The sequence below is a fragment of the Streptomyces sp. NPDC034086 genome, assembly GCF_055575515.1.
This window is the reverse complement of record NZ_JBVISM010000002.1, coordinates 414690-427101: the sequence shown is the minus strand read 5'-3', so window position 1 is coordinate 427101 and position 12412 is coordinate 414690. Positions and strand designations below refer to the sequence as shown.

The 12412-nt window shown below is 71.6% G+C and carries 13 protein-coding genes and 1 pseudogene; 8 read left to right on the top strand and 6 right to left on the bottom strand.

The features are described 5' to 3' along the window. Positions 1-105 precede the first annotated feature (105 nt). On the top strand, positions 106-975 hold the full coding sequence (locus tag ACZ514_RS07375) for an alpha/beta fold hydrolase (protein WP_469124314.1): 870 nt from the start codon (positions 106-108) through the stop codon (positions 973-975). A 95-nt stretch (positions 976-1070) separates the two neighbouring features. Further along, positions 1071-1223, top strand: a complete 153-nt coding sequence (locus ACZ514_RS07370) for a hypothetical protein (RefSeq protein WP_183067205.1) — start codon at positions 1071-1073, stop codon at positions 1221-1223. A gap of 66 nt (positions 1224-1289) precedes the next feature. Here the strand turns inward: ACZ514_RS07370 and ACZ514_RS07365 are convergent, their stop codons facing one another. From ACZ514_RS07365 to ACZ514_RS07355, 3 genes and pseudogenes are all read right to left on the bottom strand, one after another. Continuing rightward, on the bottom strand, positions 1290-1895 hold the full coding sequence (locus ACZ514_RS07365; protein WP_468173576.1) for a MarC family protein: 606 nt from the start codon (positions 1893-1895) through the stop codon (positions 1290-1292). A 62-nt stretch (positions 1896-1957) separates the two neighbouring features. After that, on the bottom strand, positions 1958-2824 hold the full coding sequence (locus ACZ514_RS07360) for a PHP domain-containing protein (protein ID WP_469124313.1): 867 nt from the start codon (positions 2822-2824) through the stop codon (positions 1958-1960). 615 nt (positions 2825-3439) lie between these two features. After that, a pseudogene (locus ACZ514_RS07355) lies at positions 3440-3636 on the bottom strand (hypothetical protein). A 69-nt stretch (positions 3637-3705) separates the two neighbouring features. On the opposite strand from ACZ514_RS07355, the gene ACZ514_RS07350 reads away from it, so the two are divergent. After that, positions 3706-4464, top strand: a complete 759-nt coding sequence (locus ACZ514_RS07350) for a GntR family transcriptional regulator (protein WP_468696290.1) — start codon at positions 3706-3708, stop codon at positions 4462-4464. 441 nt (positions 4465-4905) lie between these two features. Here the strand turns inward: ACZ514_RS07350 and ACZ514_RS07345 are convergent, their stop codons facing one another. After that, on the bottom strand, positions 4906-5547 hold the full coding sequence (locus ACZ514_RS07345) for a DUF6758 family protein (protein ID WP_468169452.1): 642 nt from the start codon (positions 5545-5547) through the stop codon (positions 4906-4908). 57 nt (positions 5548-5604) lie between these two features. Continuing rightward, positions 5605-6189 carry a suppressor of fused domain protein gene (locus tag ACZ514_RS07340; protein ID WP_469124312.1) on the bottom strand — a complete coding sequence of 195 codons (585 nt, stop codon included), beginning with the start codon at positions 6187-6189 and terminating at the stop codon, positions 5605-5607. A gap of 378 nt (positions 6190-6567) precedes the next feature. Between ACZ514_RS07340 and ACZ514_RS07335 the strand changes: the two genes are divergently transcribed. Then, the gene (locus tag ACZ514_RS07335) at positions 6568-7680 is read left to right on the top strand and encodes a magnesium and cobalt transport protein CorA (RefSeq protein ID WP_468169458.1); all 1113 of its coding nucleotides are present in this window, start codon (positions 6568-6570) and stop codon (positions 7678-7680) included. Positions 7681-7736: 56 nt separating this feature from the next. Then, complete coding sequence (locus tag ACZ514_RS07330; RefSeq protein ID WP_469124311.1) at positions 7737-8249, top strand: hypothetical protein; 513 nt, start codon at positions 7737-7739, stop codon at positions 8247-8249. Here ACZ514_RS07330 and ACZ514_RS07325 read toward each other — a convergent pair. Then, on the bottom strand, positions 8246-9046 hold the full coding sequence (locus ACZ514_RS07325; RefSeq protein WP_468169461.1) for a hypothetical protein: 801 nt from the start codon (positions 9044-9046) through the stop codon (positions 8246-8248). The two genes, ACZ514_RS07330 and ACZ514_RS07325, sit on opposite strands and share 4 nt — an antisense overlap. A gap of 188 nt (positions 9047-9234) precedes the next feature. Between ACZ514_RS07325 and ACZ514_RS07320 the strand changes: the two genes are divergently transcribed. The 3 genes from ACZ514_RS07320 to ACZ514_RS07310 all read left to right on the top strand — a co-directional run bounded on the left by ACZ514_RS07320 (position 9235) and on the right by ACZ514_RS07310 (position 12383). Then, positions 9235-10506, top strand: a complete 1272-nt coding sequence (locus tag ACZ514_RS07320; RefSeq protein ID WP_467894030.1) for a magnesium transporter MgtE N-terminal domain-containing protein — start codon at positions 9235-9237, stop codon at positions 10504-10506. Positions 10507-10603: 97 nt separating this feature from the next. Further along, the gene (locus ACZ514_RS07315) at positions 10604-11179 is read left to right on the top strand and encodes a DUF1003 domain-containing protein (protein WP_468170132.1); all 576 of its coding nucleotides are present in this window, start codon (positions 10604-10606) and stop codon (positions 11177-11179) included. Between the two features lie 43 nt (positions 11180-11222). Continuing rightward, complete coding sequence (locus ACZ514_RS07310) at positions 11223-12383, top strand: Mrp/NBP35 family ATP-binding protein (protein ID WP_388933998.1); 1161 nt, start codon at positions 11223-11225, stop codon at positions 12381-12383. The last annotated feature ends 29 nt before the right edge of the window (positions 12384-12412 follow it).

The window sequence follows — 12412 nt, the reverse complement described above, 5'->3', positions numbered from 1 at the left end:
AGGGGGCCGGGGCCGTCGCCGTACCGGGGTCGCACTCGGGTCACACGACGGCCCGACCACGGGTCGGACCACCGGCCGGGCTACGGGCCGGTAACCTCGGGTGCCATGAGCAAGCCGCCGCGCCTCACCCTGCCCCCCGTCGCCCGCGCGTACCGCCTGCACACCGCCCGCGGCGAGTTCGCCGTCCACGAGGCGGGCGAGCCCGCGCGCGGAACGGCCCTGCTGGTCCCCGGGTTCACGGGCAGCAAGGAGGACTTCATCGCCCTGCTGGAGCCGCTCGCCGCCGCCGGCTACCGGGTGGTCGCCGTCGACGGGCGCGGCCAGTACGAGAGCCCCGGCCCGCGCGAGGAGGCCGCGTACGAACTCCCGGAGCTGGCGCTGGACGTGCTGGCGCAGGCCCGCGCCCTGGGCGCGGGCCCGGGAGGAGAACCGCTGCACCTGGTCGGCCACTCCCTGGGCGGGCTCGTCGCGCGTGCCGCGGTGCTCCGCGACGCCGCGCCCTTCGCCTCCCTCACCCTGCTGAGCAGCGGGCCGGCCGCCATCGCGGAGGAGCAGCAGGCCCGTACGAAGCTGCTGGTCATGGCGCTGGAGGAGCTGCGGGAGGACATGGGGGCCGTATGGGCGGCGATGCGCGCCCAGGATCCGCCGGACGCCGAGCCCGACTCCGCCGAGCTGGCGGCGTTCCTGCGCGAGCGGTGGCTGCGCACGGTTCCCGAGCAGCTGATCACCACGGGGCGGGTGCTGATCTCGGAGCCCGACCGGGTCGCGGAACTGGCGGCGGTGCCGCTGCCCAAGCTGGTCCTGTCCGGGGTGGCCGACTACGCCTGGCCGGTGCCGCTGATGGACGAGATGGCCGTCCGTCTGGCTGCTTCCCGCGTGGTGGTCGAGGACGCGGAGCACTCCCCCAACGCGGAGAACCCGCAGGTCACGGCGGGTGCTCTAGTGGACTTCTGGCGATCCTCTAGCGGCCGGTAGTTAGGTAGGGAAAAAATTTCCTTAGCGTAGGGAATGTTTCTCGCGCGGCACCTGTTGACCCCTGTGCAAGGAGAACACCGACGAAGGGAGAAGCCGTGCGCTTCGAGATTCTGCGCCTGGACGACGTCGACGGAACCGCCGTGGACAGCACCGTCGTGGACGCGGCCTCCGTCAACCGGATCGTGCAGCAGGCGGCCTCGATCGGCCAGCGCATCCTGATCCGACCGGCCGAGAGTGCGTCCTCCTGATGCTTTCGAAACGCCCCCGCACCGATCAGGTGCGGGGGCGTTTCGCATGCGTGGGGGCGGGCGCCGTCAGGCGCCGCGGATGACCTGGAGCACGCCGTTGATGATCTGCTGGACCGCGATGGCCGACAGCATCATGCCGGCGAGCCGGGTGACGAGGACGACGCCGCCGTCCTTGATGACGCGGATGATCACCAGCGAGTAGCGCATGGTCAGCCACAGCACGACGTGCATGGCGGCGATCGCCAGCCAGACGGAGACCTGGCCGCTCACGCCGTCGGCCTTCTGCACGGCCAGGATGACGGAGACGATCGCACCGGGACCGGCCAGCAGCGGCATGCCCAGCGGGACGAGCGCGACGTTGACGTCCTTGGTCTGCTTGGGCTCGTCCGTCTTGCCGGTGAGCAGGTCGAGCGCGATCAGCAGGAGCAGCAGACCGCCGGCGATCATCAGGGCCGGGACGGAGACGTGCAGGTAGTCCAGGATCTGCTGGCCGCAGATGCCGAAGACGGCGATGACGCCGAAGGCCACGCAGACGGCCTGCCAGGCCATGCGGCGCTGGACCTTCGCGGGACGGCCGGAGGTCAGGGCGAGGAAGATCGGCGTGATCCCCGGGGGGTCCATAATCACAAAAAGCGTGAGAAAAAGGGATCCGAAGACGGCGAAATCAAACACAGTGATGCCTTGCAGTGAGGGGTGTTACCGAAAAGCGGGAGGGGGAGGTGTGGGCGCGGCGCTTACGCGCGGGCGTCTCCACCGGCACCGGGCACGGGGAAGGCCCCCGCCGCGCGGCGCGTGATCTCGCCGTAGATCTCGGGGTCCGTGGTGTACTCCCCGAGACGACAGGTCTTGCGGCTGCCGTGGTAGTCGCTGGACCCGGTCGTCAGCAGACCGAGGTCCCCGGCCAGTCCGCGCAGCCGGGCGCGGGTGGCGGTGTCGTGGTCCATGTGGTCCACCTCGATGCCGTCCAGGCCCGCGGCCGCGAGGGCGGCTATCGCGGACTCGGGCACGCACTCGCCGCGCTTGACGGCGGCGGGGTGCGCGAAGACGGTGACCCCGCCGGCCGCCTTGACCAGGCGGATGGCGTCGAAGGGGTCGAGCTCGTGCTTCTCGGCGTACGCGCGGCCGCCGTCGGCGAGCCAGTCCGCGGTGAACGCGTCGGACACGGTGGGGACGACGCCCAGCTCGACCATGGCGGTGGCGATGTGCGGCCGGCCCACGGAGCCGTCGCCGGCGATCCGGGCCACCTGCTCCCAGGTGACGTCCACCCCGAGCGCCTGGAGCTTGCCCACCATGGACTGGGCGCGGGGGGTGCGGTCGTCCCGTACGAGTTCCCGCTCGCGGGCGAGCTCGGGCTCCTCGGGGTCGAAGAGGTACGCCAGCATGTGCATCCCGACGCCGTCGAGGCGGCAGGACAGCTCGGCGCCGGTGACCAGCGTCAGCCCGGCCGGCACCGCGGCGATGGCCTCGGCGTATCCCCCGACGGTGTCGTGGTCGGTCAGCGCGACCACGTCCAGCCCGGCCGCGGCGGCGTTGCGCACCAGCTCGGCGGGGGTGTCGGTGCCGTCGGAGGCCGTGGAGTGGGCGTGCAGGTCGATGCGCACAGCCGGACTCCAGGGTTCACGCGGACGGGGGACACTCCAGGGTACCGCTCACGACGCCCACGCCGACCCCACGGGGCGGGGGCCGGGCGGGTCGCTGGGGGCGGGGTCCCAGCGGGGCCGCCTCAGGGCTGGTTTGGGGGTTTCCCGTCAGTCCCATCGTCCTTCCGTGTCGGGCCGGCCCGTCAAGGGCGCTCCTTCGTCGCGTCGCTACGCGATGGCCTTCGGCCACCCTTGACCGACCGTCCCGCCCCGGAAAGACAAGGACTGCCGAGAACCCCCCAAAGAAACGGGACGGCCCAGAGGAGAAGCACTCCCGCATCAGCGATGAGACGGGGCGGGCCGGCCCTGACCGTGTCCTGCATCCGGGCCCCCAGAGACCCCTGGCGGTTCCACCCCCACGCGCCAGATCGCTACACGCTCCTCCCGGCATAGCGTCCGACGACCGTCCGGGGCCGATCCCTGCACGAAATGTTGACCATTGCCCCATCAGGGACCGGTGGGCGCGTCAGATCGCTACGCGCTCCTCATTGCATAGCGTCCGACGACCGTCCGGGCCGTTACCTGCACGAAACGTCGATCAGGACCCCATTCGGGAGCGGCAGGCGCGCCAAATCGCTACACGCTCCTCTGGTCTCGGCGTCCGCTGGCCGTCCGGAGCTGCTCAAAAGCGGGCTCGACGTTTCCCACAGCGGGGTGAACTCACGACCCGAAGCGTTGCGGATGTACGCGAGCTCCATCCAACGCTCGACACCGCTGTCCGAGACGTTCTCGTTGATCACCGCCATGAGGATGCCCTCGACGCCCGAGGCGATGTCGCCGACGCGGCGGAGGAGGAGCGCCTGGGCCTAGGGTGTCTAGAGACGGGAAGGGGTGATCGTTTCGTGAGCAGCCAGGGCGGCACTCGCCAGCCGAAGTACCAGCGGATTGCTGACGCGCTGAGGGCAGCGATCCGGTCCGGCGAGTACGGCCCGGGTGACCGTCTGCCGGGCGAGAACGACCTCATGGCCACCTACGACGTCGCGCGGATGACCGCACGGCAGGCCCTCGGCGTGCTCCAGAGCGAAGGCCTCACGGAAGCGCGCAAGGGTGCCGGTGTCTTCGTCCGGGCTTTCAGGCCTCTGCGACGGCATGGCATCCAGCGGCTCGCGCGGGAGCAGTGGAGTGCGGGACGTTCCATCTGGTCGACGGACAGCGAAGATCGAGAACTCGTCGTCGATCAGGTCCAGGTGCACGAAGAGACTGCGAGTGACGCGATCGCCGCCGCTCTCGGCATTCCCGACGAGTCTCCGGTCTGGGTGCGCAGCCGCCGGTTCGTACTGGACGGCAAGCCGGTGCTCTTCGCGACGTCCCATCTGCCGTCAGACATCGTGGCAGCCTCTGCCATCACCCGATCCGACACTGGGCCCGGTGGGACATACGCAAGGCTGGCCGAGCTGGGCCACGAGCCCGTTCACTTCCGTGAGGAGGTTCGGTGCCGGATGCCTTCCGCCGACGAGGCCGAACGTCTCGCCCTCGCCCTCGGAACGCCCGTCATCCAGATCGTCCGCACCGCGTTCGCGGGGGACGGGCGGGCCGTTGAGGTCAACGAGATGACTCTGGACTCTGCTTCCTACGTCCTGGAATACGACTTCGACGCCTAGTGCTCGCGCCCACCGGTCCCTGAGGGGGCTCTGATCGACATGTGGTGCGGGTATCGGCCCCGGACGGTCGTCGGACGCTAAGCCAGGGGGAGCGCGTAGCGATCTGGCGCGTGGGCGTGGCCCGCCGAGGGTCTCTGAGCGGCCCGCATGGGGACACGGTCAGGGCCCCGCCCCACCCCGTCTCATCGCTGATACGGGAGTCCTTCCCCTCTGGACCGTCCCGTTTCTTTGGGGGGTTCTCGGCAGTCCTTGTCTTTCCGGGGCGGGACGGTCGGTCAAGGGTGGAGCGCAGCGACATCGCGTAGCGACGCGACGAAGGAGCGCCCTTGAGGGACCGGCCCGACACGGAAGGACGATGGGACTGACGGGAAACCCCCAAACCGACTGTGACACCGCCCCGCCAAGACTCCGCCCCCAGCGACCCGCCCGGCCCCCGCCCCCTCACGGCCCCAGGATGCGTGGGCTCAGGGCTCCGCAGGGGAGGAGTTCGACTTCCGAGCCCGCGTCGCGGAGGTCCGTGAGGACCAGCTCGTCGTACATCAGGAGGCCCGTCTGTTCCGGCCAGACGATGGCCCACAGCCACAGCCCGCGCGCCTCCCCCGCGAAGACGGCGCGGTCGTCCGGGGCGCCGTTGAGGTGCCACAGCGGGGTCGGCCGGCCCGCGGCGACGACCTTGGTGTGCGGCGGGGAGGAGACGTCGATGTACGGACCCGGGTCGGGGGCGTCGATGCCGGCGAAGCGGGAGCCGAGGCCGACGCCCAGCTCCTCCGCGATCAGGACGAGCTCCCCGAGGCCGCCGAGCGGTCCCGGGCCGGTGCAGGCGACGGCGGTGGCCCGGCCGCCGCTGCGGTCGTCACCGGCGCTGGCGACGCCCGTGAACAGCCAGCCGACCGGCAGCGGCCACGGCATCCACACGGGCACGTTCGCCCGGTTGACGACCACCTCCAGCCCCTCGACGCTGGGCGGGATCACAGGCTGTAGCGGGTGGACGGCGCCGTGCACCGCGCACTGCCACGAGTCGGAGAAGAGGCCGGGCGCACGGACCCGGCCACCGCACTTCGGGCAACTCGGTTCGCCCCTCATAAGAAGCACGCTCCTCCCCGCCCGGGGCGTCGTCAAGACGCGGTCACCCGTCCGGGCTCAGTCCAGTGCGACGGCCGTACGCAGAGGGTCCCGCAGATCCGTGCCGCGCGCGAGCCAGCGCTCCTGGAGGGCGGCGGCTCCGTGCACCCGCTTCCAGGCGGCCTCGTTCGGCGTCATGGGGAGGAGGGGCAGGAAGCGGACGGGCTCCATGGGCGGGTCGAGTTCCAGGTCCTCGACCAGTCCGCCGGGCTCGGCGACGAGGACGGAGCTGAACGGCGCCCCGTCCCAGAGCGGTTCGCCGACGTCGAGCGAGGCGCCGGGGGCCACGACCAGCCCCTCGACCATCGGGGAGGCCGCCAGTACCGCCAGCGGCCGCAGCAGTTTGTCGGTGGGCGCGAGGCCCGCCCGTACGGTCAGGACCAGTTCGGCGCGCGGGCCGCGCACCGCGTCGGCGACGGCGGCGGTGGGGTCGGTCATCGGGTGGGCGGACATGCCGAGGGTCGCGTACCGGACGAGGTCGCCCTCGGCGAAGCGGAGGACCTCGATGCGGTCGGTGCCAAGGAAGGTGACGGAGGCGCGGGCGTCGGGTTCGCCGAGCGTGCTGCGCAGCCGGGCTTCGACGAGGGCCAGAATTTCTGCCATGCAGCGAGCATAGAACTCGTATCCGGCGGGTAAAGGGCGGGTCTTGACCATCCGTCGGCTGATAGTGTGGACAGCTGGTCGGGGCCGCACTCAGAAGAGTTGTTTCAGGGCTCCGGCGACAGGACGTCCCCCACGGGGGACCGGCCGGAGGAGGTGGGGCTGCGATGGACCGAAGTCGATCGTGCAGTACCAATCGCTCTTCGGCGTCCGTCAAGGGCGGCTCCAGCCACCTTTGATCTTCTGATCAGCAGAAGAGCGACGGCAGAACTTTGTCCTCCCGTCCTGTTTCCCTCCGTCGGCCCCGGGCTGCCCGCCCCCGGTCCGCAGAGGGCCTCCCACCCGTACGGTCCAGCGGCCGTGCGCGAGAAGGAGCCTGCCATGTCGATGCTGCCCTACCTCCGTGCCGCCGTCCGCCCGGCGCTGCGCAAGCCCACCCCCGTACAGCCCGGCTACGACACCACCCGCGACCCCTCCGCCAGCAGCGCGGTGGTCGACTGCGCCGTCTACCGCGACGGCCGGCGGGCGCAGGGGGACTGCCTGACGCCCCGTGAGGCGCTGCGACGGGTGCGCGAGGACGGGGGCTTCGCCTGGATCGGTCTGCACGAGCCCACGCATGACGAGTTCGCCGGGATCGCCGCCACCTTCGGCCTGCACCCGCTCGCCGTGGAGGACGCGGTGCACGCCCACCAGCGGCCGAAGCTGGAGCGCTACGACGAGACCCTCTTCACCGTCTTCAAGACGATCCACTACGTGGAGCACGCCGAACTCACGGCCACCAGCGAGGTGGTGGAGACGGGTGAGGTGATGTGCTTCACCGGCCCGGACTTCGTCATCACCGTCCGGCACGGCGGACAGGGTTCCCTGCGGAGCCTGCGCCACCGCCTCCAGGACGACCCGGAGCTGCTCTCGCGCGGCCCCTCGGCCGTGCTGCACTCCATCGCCGACCACGTGGTCGACGGGTACATCGCGGTCGCGGCGGCCGTGCAGGACGACATCGACGAGGTGGAGAGCGCGGTCTTCGCCGCTCCCGCCAAGGGGGTCGCCCGGGGCGGTGACGCGGGCCGCATCTACCAGCTCAAGCGCGAGGTGCTGGAGTTCAAGCGGGCGGTCTCGCCGCTGCTGCGCCCGATGGAGCTGCTGAGCGAGCGGCCCATGCGGCTGGTGGACCCCGACATCCAGAAGTACTTCCGGGACGTGGCCGACCACCTCGCGCGGGTGCACGAGCAGGTCATCGGCTTCGACGAACTGCTGAACTCGATCCTCCAGGCCAACCTCGCGCAGGCCTCGGTCGCGCAGAACGAGGACATGCGCAAGATCACCTCCTGGGCGGCGATCATCGCCGTGCCGACGATGATCTGCGGCGTGTACGGGATGAACTTCGAGCACATGCCGGAGCTGCACTGGCGCTACGGCTATCCGCTGGTGATGGCCGCGATCGTGGGCAGCTGTTTCGCCATCCACCGGACCCTGCGCCGCAACGGCTGGCTGTAGACCCTCCGGGTGCCGCCGGTCTCACCGGCCGGGCGGGCACCGCCTACCCTGTGCGCATGACTCTCAGCGCGCTCGACCTGGCCCTCGTCGAGGAGGCCTCCAAGAAGTCCGGCCTGATCTGGGTCCGCGGCACCGGTGCCGACCGGGCCCTGTGGCACGCCTGGGTGGACGGCGCCGCGCACGTGCTCGGCGACGGGCCCGGCGAGCAGCCGTTCCCCGGGCTCACCGACGGCGCCTCGGCCGAGGTGACCGTGCGCAGCAAGGACAAGGGCGGCCGGCTGGTGGCCTGGACCGCGGCCGTACGGGAGCTCGTACCCGGCAGCGAGTCCTGGGAGGCCGCCGTCGCCGAGCTGAAGGGGAAGCGGCTGAACGCGCCCGACTCCGAGGAGATGACGCGGCGCTGGGCGCGCGAGTGCCGGCTGCTGCGCCTGGAGCCGGTGGCGGTGGCCGACCGGCTGCCGGCCGGTTCGCTGGCCGCCCGGCCGCTGGGCTCTCCGGCCGTCACCCGCGCGCCGGTCCCCGCGGGCCTGCCGAAGCTGCTGCTGAAGCGGAAGAGGGCCGCCCGCTAGCGGGCGGGGTCCGAGCCCTGGCCCGGCTTCGAGGGGGCCGGGGAGGCGGTGGGGGCGGTGCCCTTGCCGTCCTTGGTGGTGGGCAGCTGGCTGCCGTAGTCCACGGTCTGGTCCTGCGCGGGCGCCTCCAGCGGGAAGGGTTTGCCCCACTCGGAGAGCTCCACGCGGCCGGCGCCGCCCGCGCGCTCCATCAGCAGCGGGTACGGGGTCCCCTCCAGGGACACCGACAGCTTGCCGCCCTTGCCGGCGTCCGCCGATACGGGGACCGCGCGGGTGTGCCCGACCGTGGTGTAGGCGCCCTTGCTGAGCTTGCCCTGGAGGCCCAGCAGCCCGTCCAGCAGGACGTGCATGTCGGTGAAGCCGCGGAACTGCTTGTACGAGGGGTCCCCTTCGGGCACCTTCACGTACTTGTCGCCGAGCTTGCCCGCCGAGTCGGACTTCCCCCAGAAGGCCGCGCTGGCCTTCAGGTACAGCTGTTCGCCGACCCGCAGCAGCTGGAAGGTGTCCTCGGCGGACTTCACCTCGCCCGAGCCGCCGTCCGCCTTCAGCCGCATGTCGAGGGTGAAGGTCTTGCCGCCGGTGACGAGCGTGCCCGAGAGGTGGACCGAGTTCGCCGCGGTCGCGGCGGCCTTCGCCTGGCCCTCGATCTTGTCGGCAGCGAGCTTGCCGACGCCGTTCGTCCCCTTGTCCGGGTCCTTCTTCTCCGCGCAGCCCGTCCCGGCGACGGTGAGGCCCGCGCACAGGGCGCCGATGAAGGCGGCCCGGCGCAACCGTACGGCGGAGGTGTAGGCGGTCACGGGCGGGTGCCTCTCGTCGGGGGTCTGCGGGCAGCAGGCAGCGTACCCGCCCCCGGGCGCGGCCCCGCCGGGCCCCCGCACACCCCGGTCCGGCCCCGGCCGGACGGCCCCACCAGGACGCCTTCCCCCGGCACGGGCTAGCCTGAGGCTCGGCACGACTGTTGATGGACGCTCTAGGAGGCGCACGGATGGCTGCAGGCGCCCCGCGGATCTTCGTCTCGCATCTGTCGGGTGTGCCCGTCTTCGATCCCAACGGCGACCAGGTCGGCCGTGTCCGCGACATCGTCGCGATGCTGCGGGTCGGCGGCCGCCCTCCCCGGCTGCTGGGCCTGGTGGTCGAGGTGGTCAGCCGGCGGCGGATCTTCCTGCCGATGACCCGGGTGACGGGTGTGGAGTCCGGCCAGGTCATCACCACCGGGGTCGTCAACATGCGCCGCTTCGAGCAGCGCCCCACCGAGCGGCTGGTCCTGGGTGAACTGCTGGACCGCCGGGTGACGCTGGTCGCCACGGGCGAGGAGGTCACCGTCCTGGACGTGGCCATCCAGCAGCTGCCGGCGCGCCGTGACTGGGAGATCGACCGGATCTTCGTGCGCAAGGGCAAGGGCGGTGCGCTGCGCCGGCGCGGCGAGACGCTGACGGTGGAGTGGTCGGCGGTCACCGGCTTCTCCCTGGAGGAGGAGGGCCAGGGCGCCGAGAACCTGGTCGCGACCTTCGAGCAGATGCGTCCGGCGGACCTGGCGAACGTCCTGCACCACCTGACGCCGAAGCGGCGCGCCGAGGTGGCCAACGCCCTCGACGACGACCGGCTCGCGGACGTCCTGGAGGAGCTGCCCGAGGACGACCAGGTGGAGATCCTCGGCAAGCTGAAGGAGGAGCGCGCCGCCGACGTCCTGGAGGCCATGGACCCGGACGACGCGGCCGACCTGCTCTCGGAGCTGCCGGAGGAGGAGAAGGAGCGGCTGCTGACGCTGATGCAGCCGGACGACGCGGCCGACGTGCGCAGGCTGCTGTCGTACGAGGAGAACACGGCGGGCGGTCTGATGACGACCGAGCCGATCGTGCTGCGCCCGGACGCGACGGTCGCGGACGCGCTGGCCCGCGTGCGCAAGTCGGACCTGTCTCCGGCGCTGGCGGCGCAGGTCTACGTGTGCCGGCCGCCGGACGAGACGCCGACGGGCAAGTACCTGGGGACGGTGCACTTCCAGCGGCTGCTGCGCGACCCCCCGTTCACCCTGGTCAGTTCCCTCGTGGACGCCGACCTGCCGCCGCTGCGCCCGGACGCCTCGCTGCCGGCGGTGACGAGCTACCTGGCCGCGTACAACATGGTCGCGGCGCCCGTCGTGGACGAAAGCGGCTCCCTGCTGGGTGCGGTCACCGTCGACGACGTACTGGACCACCTGCTGCCCGACGACTGGCGGGAGACGGACTTCCACTCCGAGGAGGCCCTGCGTGGGCACTGAACGCGGGCGTGGCGATGCGGCGCGGGAGCGGCGCCGGGAGCGGCGCGAGCATGCCCGGGAAGGGCTCTCGGAGCGGCTGGAGGAGGCCGCGGAGCGGCTGCGCCACGAGCGGACGGAACGTTCCGGCGAACGCGCGAGGAGCGCGGCGCCCGCCGGGGCGAGCGCGCTGACGCGTTCGCGCGTACGGCTCGACCAGCCGCGTGCGGCGCGCCGCAGGCTGCTGCCGGAGTACGACCCGGAGGCCTTCGGGCGGCTGTCGGAGCGGGTCGCGCGGTTCCTCGGCACGGGCCGGTTCATCGTCTGGATGACCCTGGTCATCGTGGTGTGGGTGCTGTGGAACATCTTCGCGCCGAAGGACATGCGCTGGGACGAGTACCCCTTCATCTTCCTGACGCTGATGCTGTCCCTCCAGGCCTCGTACGCGGCCCCGCTGATCCTGCTCGCGCAGAACCGGCAGGACGACCGGGACCGGGTCAACCTGGAGCAGGACCGCAAGCAGAACGAGCGCTCCATCGCCGACACGGAGTACCTGACGCGGGAGATCGCGGCACTGCGGATGGGCCTGGGCGAGGTCGCCACCCGCGACTGGATCAGGTCGGAGTTCCAGGACCTGATCAAGGAGATGGACGAGCGGCGTCTATTCCCCGGGGAAAGTGACGAAGGCGACCGCTGAACGGCTTACCCGAGCCCTGCCGCCGAGCCGTACCATCGGGGACATGGCTACCGAGACACCCTCCGCCGCCGTGCCGGAGCAGGACGCGATCCTGGACGCGCTGGCGACGGTCAACGACCCCGAGATCCACCGGCCGATCACCGAGCTCGGCATGGTCAAATCGGTGGAGATCGGTGAGGGCGGCGCCGTCGCCGTCACGGTCTACCTCACGGTGTCGGGCTGCCCCATGCGCGAGACCATCACGAAGAACGTGACCGAGGCCGTGGAGAAGGTCGCGGGCGTCACCTCCGTCGCCGTCTCCCTGGACGTGATGAGCGACGAGCAGCGCAAGGAGCTGGCGGCCACGCTGCGCGGCGGCACCGCCGAGCGGGAGGTGCCCTTCGCCAAGCCGGGTTCGCTGACCCGTGTCTACGCGGTCGCCTCCGGCAAGGGCGGCGTCGGCAAGTCCTCCGTGACGGTCAACCTGGCCGCGGCGATGGCGGCCGACGGTCTGAAGGTCGGCGTGGTCGACGCCGACATCTACGGGCACAGCGTGCCGCGGATGCTCGGCGTGGAGGGCAAGCCCACCCAGGTCGAGAACATGATCATGCCGCCTTCCGCCAACGGTGTGAAGGTCATCTCCATCGGCATGTTCACCCCGGGCAACACTCCCGTGGTGTGGCGCGGTCCGATGCTGCACCGTGCCCTCCAGCAGTTCCTGGCGGACGTGTTCTGGGGCGACCTGGACGTGCTGCTGCTGGACCTGCCGCCGGGCACCGGTGACATCGCGATCTCCGTGGCGCAGCTGGTGCCGAACGCCGAGATCCTCGTCGTGACCACCCCGCAGCAGGCGGCCGCCGAGGTCGCGGAGCGGGCCGGCTCGATCGCGGTGCAGACGCACCAGAAGATCGTGGGCGTCGTGGAGAACATGTCGGGCCTGCCGTGCCCGCACTGCGACGAGATGGTGGACGTGTTCGGTTCGGGCGGCGGCCAGAAGGTCGCCGACGGCCTGACGAGGACGGTCGGTTCGACGGTTCCCGTGCTCGGCACGATCCCGATCGACGTGCGGCTGCGCGAGGGCGGCGACGACGGCAAGCCGGTCGTGCTGTCCGACCCCGACTCCCCGGCGGGTGCGGCCCTGCGCACCATCGCGGGCAAGCTGGGCGGCCGCGCGCGCGGCCTGTCGGGCATGTCCCTGGGGATCACCCCCCGCAACAAGTTCTAGCCGGAGCCGCGCCCGGCCCGCGTCGAGGG